Annotated in this window: 18 protein-coding genes and 1 pseudogene; 14 read left to right on the top strand and 5 right to left on the bottom strand. The window is 60.4% G+C overall.

Annotated elements, in window-relative coordinates; all coding sequences use genetic code 11:
* On the bottom strand, positions 1–2,388 hold a 2,388-nt coding region (locus tag ACP7A2_RS26475; protein ID WP_426136744.1), incomplete at its 3' end, for a DUF6531 domain-containing protein.
* Positions 2,389–2,641: 253 nt separating this feature from the next.
* Here ACP7A2_RS26475 and ACP7A2_RS26470 point away from each other — a divergent pair.
* Together ACP7A2_RS26470 and ACP7A2_RS26465 are read left to right on the top strand one after the other, a co-directional pair.
* Positions 2,642–5,134: a TonB-dependent siderophore receptor gene (locus ACP7A2_RS26470; RefSeq protein WP_426136743.1), complete on the top strand. Its 2,493-nt coding sequence runs from the start codon at positions 2,642–2,644 to the stop codon at positions 5,132–5,134.
* Between the two features lie 186 nt (positions 5,135–5,320).
* A complete protein-coding gene (locus tag ACP7A2_RS26465; RefSeq protein ID WP_348062158.1) occupies positions 5,321–5,650 on the top strand; it encodes a hypothetical protein in 330 nt (109 codons plus the stop codon).
* On the opposite strand, the gene ACP7A2_RS26460 is transcribed toward ACP7A2_RS26465, so the two are convergent.
* Positions 5,651–6,541, bottom strand: coding sequence for a LysR family transcriptional regulator (locus tag ACP7A2_RS26460; protein WP_426136741.1), 891 nt, complete (start codon positions 6,539–6,541; stop codon positions 5,651–5,653). It abuts the gene before it with no gap.
* A gap of 107 nt (positions 6,542–6,648) precedes the next feature.
* On the opposite strand from ACP7A2_RS26460, the gene ACP7A2_RS26455 reads away from it, so the two are divergent.
* The 5 genes and pseudogenes from ACP7A2_RS26455 (at position 6,649) to ACP7A2_RS26435 (ending at position 10,221) form a co-directional block, all read left to right on the top strand.
* Positions 6,649–7,704 carry an AbrB family transcriptional regulator gene (locus ACP7A2_RS26455; RefSeq protein WP_426136740.1) on the top strand — a complete coding sequence of 352 codons (1,056 nt, stop codon included), beginning with the start codon at positions 6,649–6,651 and terminating at the stop codon, positions 7,702–7,704.
* Positions 7,705–7,770: 66 nt separating this feature from the next.
* The gene (locus ACP7A2_RS26450) at positions 7,771–8,466 is read left to right on the top strand and encodes a fumarylacetoacetate hydrolase family protein (protein ID WP_426136739.1); all 696 of its coding nucleotides are present in this window, start codon (positions 7,771–7,773) and stop codon (positions 8,464–8,466) included.
* A 36-nt stretch (positions 8,467–8,502) separates the two neighbouring features.
* The gene (locus ACP7A2_RS26445) at positions 8,503–9,411 is read left to right on the top strand and encodes a helix-turn-helix transcriptional regulator (RefSeq protein ID WP_426136738.1); all 909 of its coding nucleotides are present in this window, start codon (positions 8,503–8,505) and stop codon (positions 9,409–9,411) included.
* 350 nt (positions 9,412–9,761) lie between these two features.
* Positions 9,762–9,882: pseudogene (locus ACP7A2_RS26440) on the top strand (GNAT family N-acetyltransferase); the annotation flags it as partial.
* A gap of 81 nt (positions 9,883–9,963) precedes the next feature.
* The gene (locus ACP7A2_RS26435) at positions 9,964–10,221 is read left to right on the top strand and encodes a hypothetical protein (protein ID WP_426136736.1); all 258 of its coding nucleotides are present in this window, start codon (positions 9,964–9,966) and stop codon (positions 10,219–10,221) included.
* 358 nt (positions 10,222–10,579) lie between these two features.
* Here ACP7A2_RS26435 and ACP7A2_RS26430 read toward each other — a convergent pair whose 3' ends face one another.
* A complete protein-coding gene (locus ACP7A2_RS26430) occupies positions 10,580–10,720 on the bottom strand; it encodes a hypothetical protein (protein ID WP_426136735.1) in 141 nt (46 codons plus the stop codon).
* A 226-nt stretch (positions 10,721–10,946) separates the two neighbouring features.
* Between ACP7A2_RS26430 and ACP7A2_RS26425 the strand changes: the two genes are divergently transcribed.
* Genes ACP7A2_RS26425 through ACP7A2_RS26410 form a run of 4 tightly spaced genes read left to right on the top strand, consistent with a single transcriptional unit; the run spans position 10,947 to position 12,793 of the window.
* The gene (locus ACP7A2_RS26425; protein ID WP_426136734.1) at positions 10,947–11,258 is read left to right on the top strand and encodes a YXWGXW repeat-containing protein; all 312 of its coding nucleotides are present in this window, start codon (positions 10,947–10,949) and stop codon (positions 11,256–11,258) included.
* Between the two features lie 37 nt (positions 11,259–11,295).
* Positions 11,296–11,874: an RNA polymerase sigma factor gene (locus tag ACP7A2_RS26420; RefSeq protein ID WP_426136733.1), complete on the top strand. Its 579-nt coding sequence runs from the start codon at positions 11,296–11,298 to the stop codon at positions 11,872–11,874.
* Entirely contained in the window at positions 11,871–12,302 is a 432-nt protein-coding gene (locus ACP7A2_RS26415; protein WP_426136732.1) for a hypothetical protein, read from the top strand. The genes ACP7A2_RS26420 and ACP7A2_RS26415 overlap by 4 nt, the downstream gene beginning before the upstream one ends.
* Complete coding sequence (locus ACP7A2_RS26410; RefSeq protein WP_426136731.1) at positions 12,299–12,793, top strand: periplasmic heavy metal sensor; 495 nt, start codon at positions 12,299–12,301, stop codon at positions 12,791–12,793. The genes ACP7A2_RS26415 and ACP7A2_RS26410 overlap by 4 nt, the downstream gene beginning before the upstream one ends.
* 332 nt (positions 12,794–13,125) lie before the next feature.
* Here the strand turns inward: ACP7A2_RS26410 and ACP7A2_RS26405 are convergent, their stop codons facing one another.
* Positions 13,126–13,488, bottom strand: a complete 363-nt coding sequence (locus ACP7A2_RS26405; RefSeq protein WP_426136730.1) for an NUDIX hydrolase — start codon at positions 13,486–13,488, stop codon at positions 13,126–13,128.
* 127 nt (positions 13,489–13,615) lie between these two features.
* Between ACP7A2_RS26405 and ACP7A2_RS26400 the strand changes: the two genes are divergently transcribed.
* Both ACP7A2_RS26400 and ACP7A2_RS26395 read left to right on the top strand, forming a co-directional pair.
* Positions 13,616–14,596 (top strand): Gfo/Idh/MocA family protein, encoded by a 981-nt coding sequence (locus tag ACP7A2_RS26400; RefSeq protein WP_426136729.1) that lies wholly within the window; start codon positions 13,616–13,618, stop codon positions 14,594–14,596.
* A 24-nt stretch (positions 14,597–14,620) separates the two neighbouring features.
* Positions 14,621–15,250 (top strand): ribonuclease T2 family protein, encoded by a 630-nt coding sequence (locus tag ACP7A2_RS26395; RefSeq protein ID WP_426136728.1) that lies wholly within the window; start codon positions 14,621–14,623, stop codon positions 15,248–15,250.
* Here ACP7A2_RS26395 and ACP7A2_RS26390 read toward each other — a convergent pair.
* Entirely contained in the window at positions 15,247–15,684 is a 438-nt protein-coding gene (locus tag ACP7A2_RS26390) for an Rrf2 family transcriptional regulator (RefSeq protein WP_426136727.1), read from the bottom strand. The two genes, ACP7A2_RS26395 and ACP7A2_RS26390, sit on opposite strands and share 4 nt — an antisense overlap.
* A gap of 145 nt (positions 15,685–15,829) precedes the next feature.
* On the opposite strand from ACP7A2_RS26390, the gene ACP7A2_RS26385 reads away from it, so the two are divergent.
* A complete protein-coding gene (locus ACP7A2_RS26385) occupies positions 15,830–16,786 on the top strand; it encodes an NAD(P)/FAD-dependent oxidoreductase (RefSeq protein ID WP_426136726.1) in 957 nt (318 codons plus the stop codon).
* The last annotated feature ends 10 nt before the right edge of the window (positions 16,787–16,796 follow it).

Raw genomic sequence — 16,796 nt, 5'->3', positions numbered from 1 at the left:
GATCAGGCGGTGGCAGCTGTGATCCGGGAGAAATACAGCCGTCAGTAACCCATGTTTGTTGTAGCTGTAATCCGTGACGCTGCCGTCAGGATCAGTCTTGCGCGTGATATCGCCCTGATCATTGCGCTCGTACTTCCAAACCGCTTCTCCACGCCTTACGACTCGTACGAACCCGTTGTCATGCTCGTAGGACGTCGGCTCGTCCTCTCCGGCAAACAACGCCACCAGGCGTCCGGCGTCGTCGTACTGATACGCCGTCACCGCCCCCAGCGGGTCTTGCTCAACTGTCAGCCGGCCTTTGTCGTCATAGGATTTGAGGTGCTGCGCGCCATCAGGGTCAACACGCTGCACCAGCCGCGCACGCTGGTCGTGCACGTACACTTCCTGGCTGCCATCGGCGTTATGAACCGTGACACTGCCGTCATCACCCCACACATACCGCGTATCCATCTGCGAAAAACTGGCCCAGTGCCGAACACTCCGTGCCGCCTTGCCAGAGCGTTCCCACTCCCAAAAGAAACTCGCCCCACCGGCCAACTGGCGTTCAAGAATGACGTGCTGCTCGTCGTACCGATAAACCTCACTTTCGCCTACGGCATTGGTCGCCGACGCCAGTCGTCCAATGTCGTCATAGCTGTAGGAAACAACGTTCTGCTCAGTAACCCAAACAAGCGGCCCAGGCCCTTCTGCCCGATGAACCTGATAGTCCACCGCAACAATATGGCCATGCTCATAGCGCAAAAGCAGCGAACGATCCACACCGTTATCGAGCCGCTCAACCCGTCCCAAAAGATCGCGGGAAACACGCAGCCTGTTGTCGTATGCATCACTGATCGCTGTCAGCGAACCATCGCGAAAGTGGTAGAACCGCGAGTCTTGAGCCAGCACTAACTCGTCAGGCAACGAACCCAGATAAATCGCAGCTTCAGCGAGGCTATTGGTGATCGCAGGCCGGGAAACAGTAGGCAACGGAAACTCGGTAATCCGATTCTCGTGGTCCGTCCAAACCACCGAATCACCCACCACCGCCAGCCGCTGCGCCAGCGAATGACTCCAGCCAAACCCCAACCCGCAATCCACTTCCACCGCACTGGTGCGATATAACCGCGTCCACTCAAACGGCAAAATCCCGTCCAAAGTGCCGTCAACCAGAGTCAGCAGTTCCTCGCCGGTCACCATCGACACCGGGCAACCGTTGGTAGCGGTCTTATCCGCAGAAGCCGCCGCATCTCCGTTGGGGTTCTTACCAGACGAGGGCACATCGTCGACATGCTCTTTCTGCTTAAGCACCGCGTTCTGCCGCGCCCGCCAGCGCATCTGCATCGTGCCTTGCTTCAACCCGCCCACCACGCCGCGAACCGCCACTGCCTTGTAGCGATCCACCGCCTGCATGAACTTCGTCAAAATCCCGAGCAGGCTCCGGACAAAGCCCACCGCAGCATCCAGAATCTGCTTACCGTACTTGACCAGCCGCAACCCCAGATAAGCCACACCTGCCGCCGGCAACGCGATGGTCAGCACTGCGCCAATCACCAGATCAATCAGCAACGACACCACAAACCCTGCGCCCACCTCGGCCATCTCGCCGGGTGGCAGCGCGTCGAGCCAGAGCATCGCCGTGCGCACCATCAGGTACAGCGCCGCCTCATCACTGGCGAGCAGCATGGCCTGTTCCATGACCTTCGGCGTGTCCGTAGCCAATTGCGCCAACTTGGCCGCCTGATCACCCAGTTGCTCGCCGAACTTCAACGGGTCTTCCAGGATCGCCTGCACCAGCTTGAGGCTGTCCCACACCTCCTTGATCGCCGCCCAACTGCCCGCCAGTACGCCGCTGCCGATTGCGCTGGCGGTCGACTGTTGCCAATACGGTTTGAATTCTTTCCATTGCTCGCGCAGCCACTGCTCCAGGTCCGCCGTCAGCCCGGCGTAGGAGGCAAACAGCGCGTCCACTTGTTCCTCTGAAACGCCGCCTTGCACCCGCACCTGGTAGCGCCCGCCGGCCGCACAGTGGTGCGAGCCCTTGCCATGCTCATCAAGCATCACCACCGTGAAGCTGCCGTCATCCAGCCCGATCACTTCAACCGGGATATCGCCGATCGGCACGTCATACACCGACTCGAATTTACTTTCGATCTTCAGCTCGCCGCCCAGCTGGCACATCACGACAGTGCCTAAAACGTCCGGATCAGTCGTGCTCACCACGGTCTGTGAATTGCCCATCCGCAACACCCGCTCCATCCCCAGCAGCGAGGGCAAATCTGCGGCATGGCTGACCGAATCCAGTGCGCGCGAATACCAGGCGCCCATTTGCTGGCGATACTCCGCCAGGCTCTGATGAAAGCCATTGAGTTCGTGTTCGATAGCGGCGATGTGAGCTGCGTGGGTCATCCGTGACGTCTCGGCAAGGGGAGAGGCGTCGGAGTCTGCCGCAGGCAAAAGCGGCTGGATGAACGGTTGGAAAAATCAGAATGGGACGACGTGGAGTGGGAAGAAAGCGCGAAAAAGTTACCTCAAGGACTACACAAAAAAGCGATCGGACTCATTGCGAGAAAGCCGCGCAAATAAAAATTACTCTCATCCTTGCCCGATTTTCCGAGCTGGCCGTCATGGATAGTAGAACCTCTCATTTGCAGGATTTTCCATGTCGCGCCTCTCTCGTCCCTTGCATCCACTGGCCCTGTCAGTGGCGTTCGCCTTTGCGGGCGTGCCGTTGCTGGCCGTCCAGCCTACCTTCGCCGAAGAAAGCAGCAGCGCCGTGCGTCGCTTCTCGATCCCGGCCGGGGACTTGAGCCAGGCGCTCAATAGCCTGGCGGAGCAGGCGGGGCTGGTGCTGGCGTTTGATGCGGGTTTGGCGCGGGGCAAGCACAGCAACGGGTTGAGTGGGCAATACGGCACCGACGTGGCGCTGACTCAACTGCTGGCCGGTAGTGGTTTGCAGGCGCTGAAGATTTCCGACGACCGCTACCGCCTCGAAGCCATCCCGGATAACGGCGGTGCCATGGAACTGCAAGCCACCACCATCAGCGGCAATTACCGCAGCGAGAGCCCTACCGGGCCAGTGGCGGGTTATGTGGCCACGCGCAGCGTGTCGGGCACCAAAACCGACACCGCGCTGATCGAGACGCCGCAGTCAATTTCCGTCGTCACCAAGGACCAGATGCGCGCGCAGAACGCAGAAAGCCTTAACCAGATCCTGCGCTACAGCGCCGCCGTGGTCCCGGAAACCCGAGGTGCTACTGCTTCGCGTCTGGACCAGTTGACCATTCGCGGCTTCGCCCCAGCCACCTACCTCGACGGCCTGCGCTTGCCGTCGAGCCGCGATGCCTTACCGCAAAAAGATGCGTTCGACCTGGAGCGCGTCGAAGTGCTGCGTGGCCCGGCGTCTGTGTTGTACGGCCAAGGCGCGCCGAGCGGGGTGATCAACATGGTCACCAAGCGTCCGCTGGACACACCGTTTCATGAAGTCGGCGTGGAATACGGCACCTTCAACAAGAAACGCACCACCTTCGACCTGAGCGGGCCGGTCGACGATCAGGGTATCTATTCCTACCGCGTTGCCGGCCTTTTCGACGATGCCGACGGCCAGATTGAACACACCGAGACTCGACGCCAATCGCTGTCCAGTGCATTCACCTGGCGCCCGGATGACGCCACCTCGTTGACGCTGCTCGGTCACTTCCAGAAGGATCCCAAAGGCGCATCCTACGGCTCGGTACCGGCCTGGGGTTCAGTGTTGCGCAGCCCGACGGGGCGCAAGATCGACGTGGATTTTTACGACGGCGAAAAAAGCTTCGAGAAAAGTGACCGCGAACATTACTCCCTCGGTTACGCCTTCGAGCATCACTTCGACGATGTTTGGACGGTGCGTCAAAACGCCCGCTACCTGCGCGCCGAAGGCGTCTACCGCAGCATTTACAACAGCTACCTGCAATCGGATTACCGCACGTCCAAGCGCTCGACCATCGCCACCGATGTCGACATGGACGCCTACACCCTCGACAACCAGTTGCAAGCCAAATTCGACACGGGCCCGCTGCAGCACACCTTATTGATGGGCCTCGATTACCAAAACACAAGCACCGACACCAAGGCGGGTTATGGCAGCGGCCCCAGCCTGGATATCTTTGACCCGGTCTACGGCGCGCCCGTGGTCACGCCAGCCTTCAGCACCGACGCTACCTCGCGCAACGAGCAGACCGGCGTCTACCTGCAAGAGCAAATAAAGTGGGACCAATGGGCGCTGTTGCTCGGCGGTCGTTACGACTGGGCCAACACCGACAGCACCACCAAAACCCTCAAGACGGGGGCCAAGAGCAAATCGTCGCTGGACAGCAACGCCTTCACGGGTCGTGTGGGCCTGGTTTACCTGTTCGATAACGGGCTGGCGCCGTATGCCAGCTATGCAGAGTCGTTCAACCCGCAATCGGGCACCGGTTACGGCGGTACGGTGTTCAAGCCCACCGAGGGCAAGCAGTATGAAATCGGTATCAAATACCAGCCGCCGGGCAGTAACAGCTTTATCACCGCTGCGATTTTTGACCTGCGCCAGAGCAATGTACCGACCATGGACCCGGACCCGACGCACCTGTGTGGTAACGGCCGCTGCAGTGTTCAGGATGGCGAGCAGCAATCCCGTGGTTTTGAGCTGGAAGGCAAGGCCAGCCTGAACGATAACCTCGATATCACGGCGGCCTACGCTTACCTGGATAACCGTTCGAGCAAGTCCAACAGCACCGTGCAATATGCGCCGATCAGTGACGTCGGTACTGGCCCTGCTATTCCCGTCGAAGGCACCACCACCTACGGCGTACCGCGCCATACCGCCTCAGCGTGGGCGGATTACACCTTCCATGACGGCCAGCTCAAAGGCTTCGGCGTAGGTGCTGGCGCGCGTTATGTGGGCTCGTCCTGGGGCGATACCGCCAACACCTTGAAAGTACCGGGCTACACCCTGGTCGATGCGGCGGTGCATTACGACATCCCGAACATCGCCAACCCACAGGACAACCTGCGCCTGGCAGTGAACGCCACCAACCTGGCGAACAAGGAATATGTGGCTTCCTGCTATTCCTACTCGTGGTGCTGGTATGGCTCGCAACGCACCGTGCAGGCGAGTGCGACTTACCAGTGGTGATATGAACAAAGGTCTTGGCGATATCGTTCGGACAACACCAACAGTGGCTGCGTGATTTATGAGGTCGTGGTGGGTAGTTGTGGGGAACAGTGAAAACGCCTGCAAATAAGGCAATTTAATGGCCCCTCTGTTACAAAATCCTCGCCAGAATCACTTTTATTTTCAGGTGGTTAGGTGAAGAAGCAAATGCGCACTGTTGGAATCATGCTGATCGCCTGCTCATTGGCGGGTGGCGCGGCTGCCGTACAGGCACGGGAGCTGCGCGACGGTGACAAGTACATGTGCAGTTGGGGCGCCGGCACCGCCGCCCGGGCTCAGGAACTCAAGCTGTCGGGGGTGTCGCTGTATGCCGCCCGGCAGAAGATCCAGACCATCAAGTTCAACAAATCGTGGATGCACATGATGGCCATGGGCATCACCGAGCAGACGTACGACAGCCGTTCGCGGGTCAAGCCGGAAGTCATTCGCCAGAGTTTTTATCAGGACTGCGTGCGCTACAAAGTTGCGCGCAAGTAATTAGCGTGAGGCGGGCACCTCCTGGAAAAACACCGTGGCGGTTTCGATAAAGCGCCGATTGGCCTGGGACAGGTATTCATTGGCGCGCCAGCACAGATTGAAGTGCATGAATTGCGCAGGTTCAAAGGACACGCCGACAATTCCCGGCTCCTGCTCCTGAACCGAACGCAGCAGGGTGGAAATACCCATGCCGCTGCGTGTCGCCGCCACCACCAGCGAGACGAAGTTGCTCTCCAGCGCCGTGGAGTAACGCGCGCGCGCTGTGGCGCAGAATGCGTCGAGCAAATGGCGTTGCAGGAACGTGTCGTCGAACACCAGCATGTCCTGGCCGTGAAGCTGTTGCGCCGCAATGCAGGTAGCACCGGCCAACGGATGCTGCGCACTCATGCACAGCACCATTTCATCACTGCCCAGCAGCACCGACTCCCAGTCCGGGTCCACGCGCCGCGATTCCAGCAACGCCACATCAATATCCCGCGTGGTCAGCCGTTGGTTGATCTCATCGGCACTGCCTTCCACCACGTGCATGGCGATGCCGGGGTACTGCGCGCGGTACTGCATCAGCAACTGCGGAATATGCCGAATGCCATACATCGGCGGCACGCCGACGCGGATTTCGCCGCTGTGCAATTGGGTCAGGTCCTGCAATTCCCGCCGCGCGCCAGCGAGCCCTTGCAAACAGGCTTCGGCACGGGCCAGGAACAGTTGACCTTCGGCAGTCACACTGATCTGGCGCGTGGCACGGTTGAACAGCACCACACCCAGTTCATCCTCCAAGCGGCTGACTGCCATGCTCAGCGCCGGCTGCGCCACATGCAGTGCCTGCGCGGCTTTAGTGAAGCTGCTTTGGCGAGCGATCTCGACGCAATACTCCAGGGCTTTCAGGTTCATGTGCGCTCACATAACAACGAGTGATGAAGTACTTAACAAATGGATATTTTTTGTGATGGGTCGCAGTCTATAACCTGTCGGCATTCTTCTCCATGCCGGATGTCATCATGACCCTCAACCTTCGCCAGTACTGGTTATTCACCCCGCTTGTGGGCGCCGTGGGTGGTTATTTGGCCCACTGGGCGGGGTGGCCGTTGCCATGGGTGGTAGGTTCGTTGCTCGCGGTGATGCTGACCCGTTGCGCTGGCGGCCTGGTGCCGGAAATTCCCCACGGGCGTAAAGCCGGGCAGTTGATCGTCGCTGTGGCGATTGGCTGCCATTTCACCTTGCCGGTGATGCACCAAGTGGCCGCAAACCTGTGGCTGATCGTCACGGCCATTGCGCTGACCCTGCTGCTTGCGCTGTGCTCGGTGCTGATCCTGCATCGGTGGGGCGTTGCGCTGAGCACGGCGTTCTTCGGCTTGATGCCGGCCAATTCCACCGAGATGGTGCATTTGGGCCGCCAGCGTCAGGCCGACATCAGTTTCATCGCCGCCGCCCACAGCATCCGGTTGCTGCTGACTTTGTTGGCGGTACCGGCTGTCGCCACGTTTGGCATGGCTCACCCTGTCGCCAGAGCGCCGTTGCCGGTGATCTGGCCCTGGCTCATCTTCATTCTGGCCATGGGCTGGTTGGCCGCGATGGCGTTCAAACGCTGCAACCTGCCCAACCCGTGGACGTTCGGGCCGTTCCTGATTTGCGCGGTGGGCGTGGGATGCAACGACCTGCAGATGAGCATGCCGGTTTGGCTCAGCGGCTGCGGCCAGTTACTGATTGGCTGCGCGCTGGGCGTCGCCTTTGACCGCCGGTTTTTCCGCCGTGCGCCGGGTTTTCTGGCGAAGGTGATGCTGTTGCTGGCCGGCTCTGTGGTCGCCACCGCGCTCGCCGCGTGGGCACTCGGCGCCTGGCTGGAGATGCCATGGCTGTCGCTGGCCCTGGGCATGATGCCCGGCAGCGCGCCGGAAATGAGCCTGACTGCCGAGGCGCTGGGCCTGGCGGTGACGCTGGTCACGGCGATGCAGATCATCCGCATGTTGCTGATCCAGGCCGCCTGCCTGCCGCTGTATCACTGGCTGGACCGAACACTGCACGTGCAAACACCGGCCAGTGCAAATTCTGCGTAAGCCCGTCCAACTTTGCCTTGGCGCCGCTGGCCATACTGGCGCCAGGTAAACGAAGAGGCACAGGCCATGACTGAGTACGTATTCACCCCCGCGCACACTCCATCCCTGGCGATTCAGGGCAGCGCCGCGCGTTTCCCCCTGCGGCGCGTGTTTTGCGTGGGCCGCAACTACAGCGAGCACGCCCGCGAAATGGGGCATGATCCGGACCGCGAGCCGCCATTTTTCTTTATGAAACCTGCAGACGCCGTCGTACCGGCCGAAGGCGTGATTGCCTACCCGCCACTGACCGCTGACCTGCACCATGAAGTGGAGCTGGTGGTGGCCATCGGCAAGGGCGGGGTGGATATCAGCCCTGACGAGGCGCTTTCCCACGTCTGGGGTTATGGCGTCGGCATCGACCTGACCCGCCGCGACCTGCAAGCCCAAGCGAAAAAGCTCTCGCGGCCGTGGGAATGGGCCAAGGCCTTTGATGAATCGGCGCCGACCATTGCCTTGCAGCCGGTGAGTGCCGTCGGGCATCCCGCCAGCGGGAAAATCTGGCTGAAGGTCAACGGTGAGCCGCGCCAAGTGGGTGACCTGGCCGACCAGATCTGGTCCGTCAACGAAGTGATCAGCCACGCCTCTAAATCCGTGGCGCTCAAGGCTGGCGACCTGATCTTTACCGGCACGCCCGCTGGCGTGGGCGCGTTGCAACCTGGGGATGTGGTGAGCGCCGGTATCGACGGTATCGGCGAGTTGAGTTTCACCCTCAGCAAGGGTTGAGGCTAAAGTGGTGCCCAGGCCATTCGAGAGACCGTTATGCCAGGCACCCGCGTCACCACGTATGGCATGGAACAGCGCAGCGACCGCCCCGACTTCTATATCCGCGACAAGCGCGGGCGGGCGGCGCTGACCAGCCCTCATCGCCATGAATACTTTCAGATCCAGATCAACCTTGGCGGCGACACCGTGCAACATATCGGTGGCGCCGTGCGGCCGTTTCCGCGTAAAGCCCTGGCGTTTATCCTGCCCCATCGACTGCATGTGATTCCCCATCCCGAGGATGGCGAGTTCATGCTGATCAACTTCAGCCAGGCGTTTTTGCTGCCGCAACTGACCTGCGACCCGCTGGACCTGGAAGACATCCCCATTGGCCAGGCGCCGGAGCTGTCGCCGTTTCGTTTTCAGGAACAGCTGGATTTTATCCTCGACGATGAGGCGTTCGACGAAGTGCAAACCTGGCTGGCCCACATGCGCAGCCTGGATGCCCATCGCACGTTCGGTGCGCGCGAGCGGCTCAAGGGCTACCTGTTTCAACTGATTGGGCTGGTGTGCGAGCGATACGCCGAGCCGCTGCAGGCGTTTGCCGCCAACAACGCCACCCGCCGTGGGCGCAAAGATGCGCTGGCGCGGGTGCAGGGTTATATCCGCGAGCATCTGCACGAGCCCACCCTTAATCTGACTGATGCAGCGGCTGCGGCGTTCTTGTCGCCGAACTACCTGACCCATCTGTTGCGCAAGGAAACCGGAAAGCCTTTTTCCCAGTTGGTTCTGGATCGTCGTATGCAATTGGCGCGTACCTTGTTGCTCAACAGTGCGCAGATGATCGGCGTGATTGCCCAGCGTTGCGGCTTTACCGATGAAGCTTACTTTTCTCGCTGTTTCCGCAAGGCCCATGGCCTGGCGCCGGGGCAGTTCCGTCGTCAGCAACAGGCGAAAGCCTTGTAGGCCGAGGCAGTCGGTATGGATGTCGCCTGATCTACGCTATCGCAGGCAAGCCAGCTCCCACAGGGTAGTTGCGGTGGTTTGAAATATCTCCACCGGCAGGGCCATCGCGCCGGGCACTGTCTTTCCAGCGACGAAACTCCAATGTGGGAGCTGGCTTGCCTGCGAAGGCGGCGGCACAGTCGATAAAGGTGTCGCCTGATCTACCGCTATCGCAGGCAAGCCAGCTCCCACAGGGGATCTCGGATATTTCGCCGAGCTTCTTTACACCGCAACCCCCCGTTTTTACAAATCCACGACATATGCAGTGTTTCAATTTGCATACAATCCCGTCCCTCACTCTGGAGGCTCGTATGCAAACGCTCATTCGCGTGGCGACCGAGGACGATGTCGACTCGCTCTTCGCCATCCGCACCTCTGTGCAGCAAAATCATTTGAGTCGCGAACAACTGGCTGAGATGGGCATTACACTGGCGACCTTTTCGGGCTGGGCGCTGGCAGGCCCGGTCGACGGGGAAGGCGTGCGTTACCAGAAGATCAAGGCTCATTAGCCCCATGAAACTGCCAGAGCCTCCAGCATCCAACAGCTTTCGCTACTTCGTGGTCGGGGTTGTCTGCCTCGCGATGTTGCTCGGGGTTTATTTCGTGCGGCTCAATGCCCAAGTCGATAGACAGCGCGCCGAGGCCATAGAGCGTTTGACGCTGTGTCGGCAAGTTGAAAACATTGCCCACGCCGCGTTACCGGGTAGCCTTGAGCCCAGTGATGAGTGTAAGGAGTTGACTGAGCGTTATTCCGAAACAGTTGCGCCTTAATGAACAATGCCCTTGTTTTAATAAAGGGAATGCAGCCTCGAAGTGTCATCAGCCGTTATCGAAACTTGCACCAAAAAGTGGCATTTACACTTTCCGAAACCTTAAAAAATGTGTGGCTATTGAATGACTTACGCGGCTTTTAATCCGACGAAAGGATTAAAATATTCTTGTTACAGGTTTTTACAGTCGGTACCATAGCCGTGCGTTCACCTCCCACGGTTTATGCATTTTTAAATCCCAAGTTTCCATCAGCTACTTGGGATTTTTTTTTGCCCGGAATTTGACCTTGGCGTCAAACTTCAATATTGGCAAACTCCGCGCGCGATCAAGGCCGCCGCCAAGGTTTTGCGGCGGTGAGTTAGCTATTCACGGTGCCTGTCGCGGTGGATACGGCGCCGTAGTAACGCCAGCAGCAATGCCGGTGTTCCGGCAGAATCACGCAGCCGCTGAGGCTGGCAATCAACAGGGCGGCGACAAGCAGGGTTAGACGACGGGGCATAATGATTCCTCTGGGTGGTTGCTGCGTTAACCGTTGAACGCCGCCACGTGCCTGAATCCGTCGCACTGCTTTCAAACATTTCATCAAGCGTCGCGAGCCCCTGGGCAATACTTCCCCTCAATCATCGTCGAGAAAATATTCATGTTTTCTCGCGACGGGTTTTTCTGCACTCAGCGTTCAACTTATCAGCGGCGGGCATTTTCGCCCGTCATCTGAAGGAGTTGCCATGAACTTACTGGCCAAATTGCGCTACGCCTTGCTTGTCCCGCTGGCCTTCACCGCGTTTGTCAGCACGCCAGGCTTTGCCCAGACCGAAGTAATCATTCGCCAGGCGCCGCCGCCGGAGCGTGTCGAAGTGATCCCCGCCGAACGCCCGGGTTACGCCTGGGACCGGGGCCACTGGCGTTGGGAAGGCGGTGCCTACGTCTGGACGCCGGGTCACTGGCAGCTGGTTGAGCGCAACGGACGTTGGGAGCCCGGGCACTGGGAATCCCGTGGCCCAAACTGGTACTGGCGCGAAGGGCACTGGATCCGCTGAAACCTGACACTTAACCTGCGGCCCGGGAATGACCTGATTGAAAGACACTGATCCGGACGTTGAGCTACTGGCGCGTATCGGCAACAACGAACCCGCAGCGGTCAACGAAATGGTGACACGCAAGCTGCCGCGCCTGCTTGCGCTCGCCGGTCGACTGCTGGGCGACGCCGATGAGGCCAGGGACGTGGCCCAGGAAAGTTTTCTGCGGATCTGGCGCCACGCCGCCAACTGGCGGCCGGGCGAAGCGCGTTTCGACACTTGGCTGCACCGCGTGGCGCTAAACCTGTGCCATGACCGTTTGCGCCGACGCAAGGAACGCCCGCTGGATGAGGACGAGGTGCTTGAGCTGGCGGACAGCGCGCCGTCCCCGGAAGAACAGTTGGAAACCGCCGACCGCAGTGCGAGGATGGCCGCCGCCGTGGCGGCCTTGCCCGAGCGCCAGCGCGAAGCCATTGTGCTGCAGTACTACCAGGAGCTGTCGAACATCGACGCCGCGGCCCTGATGAACATCAGCGTCGAGGCACTGGAGAGCCTGCTGTCGCGGGCCCGACGCCAGTTGCGCAGTCAACTTGCCGACACACCCAGGCTCGCCCGCCAGGGAAGGGGAAAACCATGACACCTGAACGATTTGCGCATTTGGCCTCAGCTTACGGCGCCAGCCTGGATCGCTGGCCCATCGCTGAGCGGGAAAGGGCCCAGGCGTTGCTCGACAGCGGTAACCCCAGCGCCCGCGAAGCGTTACGCGAGGCGAGCTGGCTCGACGGCCAGTTGGACAGTTATGAACTCGCGTTCGCCGACCCGGCACTGGCGCGGCAGATTCGCCAGTCGGCACCGCGACGTCAGTCATTCTGGTCGCGCTATGCCAATTGGTTATCGCCCGCGGGGTTGGTCGGTGTGGGCATTGCCGGCATTGCCGCCGGGGTGTTGGTGGCGTCGTTGAGCGTGCCGTTGCCGATGTTGTCAACCGAAGTGCTGCCCAGCGTCTTCGACCAGGGCGACGCCGATGTCGTCTTCACCGTTAACGCTGAGGAAGCCGAGCAATGACCGCACGATCCCTTAAACCCTGGTTGCTCGTTTCGGTGTTGCTCAACGTGTTCTTGATCGGCGGTGTGGGCGGTGGCCTGTATCACTGGATGGCGGCTGCCAAGCCGGCCGAGGCGGTGGTGAACCAGCACGGGTTGCGCCAGGCGATGGTCAAGTTGCCGGCGGAGCGGCGTAAGGAATTGCGTGCGTTGTTGCGGCATAACCGCGCTGAGAGCCAGCCGTTGATCATGGCCGGTCGCGAGGCGCGCATGGGGGTGATCAAGCAGCTGGAAGCGCCGACATTGGATCGCGAGGTGTTGGTGAGCGAATTGGCCAAGGCGCGGGAAGCTGATGTGGCGCTCAGGGCATTGGTGGACGGTACGCTGGCGCAGTTTGCGAGTAACTTGCCGCAGGATGAGCGGCAAAAGCTGGTGGAGGCGCTGTATCAGCGTGGGCAGGCAAAAACAAAAGAGAAGTTTATTCAGACGGCGGGGAATAAACCTCGGTCTTGAGCTGTTAAGCCTGCATGCCAGATGCGCTCTTCAACGCTAGCGCTGTGTTTGAGCCAAGGAGATCCCCTGTGGGAGCTGGCTTGCCTGCGATGCAGTCACCTCGGTGTCGCTCCCACCACCTCAGACGCTCGAAGAAATCCGCGAGCAGTTCCTGATCAGTACTGACCAACGTTTGCGCACCCCTGCAGGGTCAACTAGAGCATGACGGTGACCCATTCAATCGCATGAATGACCCGATGTTGTCGCAGCATTGGCATGGGCGAGGGGGCGTGTACTGCCGCGTTCGTCAAATCCTTTGTCGAACGGCAGAAGGGATGTGCAGGTGAGACGCTTCAGAGGCGACGCAGGAAGGATTTGACGATGTGTCGGGTGGCGTCGGTGGTGTCGAGTTCGTCCATGGCGCTGTAGGCGTGCCATTGGCAGTCGATGATTTCGTTGCAAGGCCTGGCCTCGGCGATGTTTACCACTGAGGCTTCGAATACGTGGTGCAGGGTGTCGCGCGTTTTGAGTTCCTGCAAATACAGCAAGCCATCCACGTTTAACCCGGTTTCTTCTTCCAGCTCGCGCTCAGCGGCGCCGACCGGGCGCTCGTCGCGCTCGACCTTGCCGCCGGGCAGTGCCCATTTGGATCGGGCTTTGCGGACGAAGAGGATATGCCCCTCGTGTTCGCAAATGACCGTGGCCCTTATTTTCATCCTGTGTGCCCCCGCAGCGTGATGAATGTCATAAAAGTGTAATGCAATTGCCATGCTAGGTGGCGGTGGCGCCGACGTGAGGGGTTGTGGATACTGCCTGATTGATGAAAACGGACGAGGAATACAGATGACTACCGTACGTTGGGGCATGATCGGTTGTGGCAGTGTCACTGAAGTGAAGAGTGGACCCGCTTTCTACAAAGCGCCAGGTTCTGCCCTGGTCGCAGTGATGGGGCGTCGCGAGGAGGCCGTGCGCGATTATGCGGCACGCCATGGCATTGCCCGTTACTACACCGACGCCCAAGCACTTATTGACGACCCTGAAGTGGACGCGGTTTACATCGCTACGCCGCCCGACAGCCATTTGGAATACAGCTTGATGGTGGCCGCAGCCGGCAAGCATTGCTGCGTCGAGAAGCCCATGTCGCTGAATGCCGAACAGAGCGCGCTGATGCAACGCACGTTCGAACGCGCCGGGCTGCACTTGTTTGTGTCCTATTATCGGCGTTCGCTGCCGCGCTTCCAGCAAGTGCGCGACTGGCTGCGGGACGGGCGCATCGGCGAGTTGCGTCAGCTCACCTGGAGCCTGTGCAAGCCGGCGGCCGTTAATGACGCCAGCGCCGCCAACTGGCGTACCGACCCGGCTATCGCGGGTGGGGGTTATTTTGCCGATTTGGCCAGCCATGGTTTCGACTTGTTCCAGTACCTGGCCGGCGACATTGTCGAGGTCACCGGTTTTACCGCGCGACAGGCCGGGGCGTATGCGGCGGAAGACGCGGTAACGGCCTGCTGGACCTTCGGTTCAGGCGCGCTGGGCATGGGTTGCTGGAATTTTGTGGCGGACCGTCGCGAAGATAAAGTCGAGCTGATCGGCAGCCGCGGGCGCATCACCTTTGCGGTGTTCGACGACCAGCCGCTGCGGCTTGAAGGTGAGACCGATGAAGTGCTGGAAGTACCCTGCAATGCGCATATCCAGTGGCACCATGTGGTGAATATGAATGCCCATATTCGCGGCGAAGCCGAGCATCCTTCACTGGCGATCGAGGCGTTGAAGACCGATCGGATTCTCGACAAGGTGCTGCAACGTAATCCCCATCTACCGGGGTAATGGATTTTTTCAAGGAACAGACGGATGAAATACCTGATGGTGCTGTGGCTGGCGTTCACCACCTGCGCAACGGCGGCGCCGCGTGGTCAAGGCACGCCCGGCGCGTTTGATTTTTATGTGCTGTCGCTGTCATGGTCGCCGACGTTTTGCCTGACGCACCCCGACAACGAACAGTGTTCGGGCAAGGGCTACGGCTTTGTGTTGCACGGTTTGTGGCCGCAATACGCAAAAGGCGGGTGGCCGTCTTCCTGTGACTCGCAGTCGCAGTTGAGCCGTGAAGACCTGGAGAAGGGCGCCGCGCTGTTCCCGACTCGTTCGCTGCTCAAGCACGAATGGGCCAAACACGGCACCTGTACCGGCTTGGCGCCGCAGGCCTATCTGGAGAAAACCGATGCGGCGTTGGGCGTGGTGACCATTCCTCAGCAATTGCAGCCGTTCAATACGCCGTCGTCATTACCGGCGAGTGAAATCGAAGCCTTGTTTCGCGAGAGCAACCCGCGCCTCGGCAACCATGGGCTGGCGGTGATCTGCAAGGGCAAGGTGCTGTCGGAGGTGCGGGTGTGCCTGACCAAAGACCTGGCGTTCGCCGGTTGCCCGCGCAGTGTGAAAACACAGTGCCGCGCGGGTGATATCCGCATTCCTTCGCAGCGCTAAGGCAACATCGCCACGCGGTAGCGCTCGTCAAAGTCCTCGGCCAACTGCGCCAGGGTCACATCGCCCAGGCGCTGCAACAGCAGGGCCTGGGCCTGTTCGAAGGCGTCGGTCAGGGCTGCGTTCACCGCCTGTTCCACCAGGCACTGCGGGTGGTCGGTGGACAGGCCGATGGCGAAAATCGACGGCGTGCCCAGCGCGTGGTGGATATCGAGCAGGGTGATTTCATTCAAGGGTTTGCCCAGGGTCCAGCCGCCCTGGTGGCCCTTTTCCGAGCGCACGTAGCCTTTTTCCTTGAGCAACCCAAGCGTGCGCCGCACCACCACCGGATTGGTGCCAAGCATGTGCGCGATGGTGTCCGACGTGGCGCGCTCTTCATGGCGGCCCATGTGGATCAGCACGTGCAGCATGCGCGAAAGCCGGGTGTCGTTTCTCATCAAAAAGCCTCAAGTCGATTCGCGGCAAAGTATCGTTCGTAACCTGAATAGTTGCGAGACCCTTGACGCCTTATTTTCATGTAACTTATGGTGTGCCGTGAAAGCGTCCGGACAACCTGGCGCAGCGGAAGACGAGATCGCACACATGATTTATGACGTCATTATCGTGGGTGGCAGCTATGCCGGCCTGTCTGCGGGCCTGCAACTGGCGCGGGCGCGGCGCAACATAGTGGTGATTGATGCGGGGCAGCGGCGTAACCGCTTTGCGGCCACCTCCCATGGTTTCCTCGGCCAGGACGGCCAGCCACCGCAGGTTATCGCCGCCGAAGGGCGCAGCCAGTTGATGGAATACCCGACGGTCACCTGGGTGCAGGACAGCGCGTTGGAAGCACTGCAGCAGCCCGGCGGTTTCAGCATTCGTACCCGGTGCAACGGTGAATATCAGGCCCGGCGCCTGATCCTGGCCACCGGTGTCGTTGACGAATTACCCGCCATCGAAGGCCTTGAAGAGCGCTGGGGCAAGCGGGTATTTCACTGCCCTTACTGCCATGGTTACGAGCTGGATCAAGGCCGCATCGGCGTGTTGGCAACCTCACCGTTAGCGATGCATCACGCGCTGATGTTGCCGGACTGGGGCACCACAACACTCTTCACCAATGCGGTGTTTACGCCGGATGCCGAACAACTGGTGCAGCTGAATCGGCGTGGCGTGACGGTGGAAAGCGGCAAGGTCAGACGCATCAGTGGCGAGCGCGTCGATGTGGAACTGGACGACGGCCGGGTGTTCAGCCTCGATGGCGTCTTCACGATGTCACGCACCCGCATCAGCCCGCTGGCGGAGCAATTGGGCTGTGAGTTGCTGGAGGGACCAACCGGTGCTTATGTATTGACGGACGACATGCGTCAGACCTCCCTGGCCGGCGTATTTGCCTGTGGCGATACGGCGCTGGCGGCAGGTTCGGTGGCGTTGGCGGTCGGCGAGGGCGTGGGCGCCCGGGGGGGGGGGGCCGGGGTGTTGGGGGGGGGGGGGGGGGCCAGAGGAGGTGGCGGCGGGGTATGTGTTGGCCATGGAGAATGGGTTTATGACGGGGGCTGTGGTTGATATTGATGGG

Source organism: Pseudomonas sp. PWP3-1b2 (assembly GCF_049896045.1).
In the GTDB taxonomy this organism is placed as follows: domain Bacteria; phylum Pseudomonadota; class Gammaproteobacteria; order Pseudomonadales; family Pseudomonadaceae; genus Aquipseudomonas; species Aquipseudomonas antarctica_B.
This window is presented reverse-complemented; position numbering and strand designations above follow the sequence as displayed.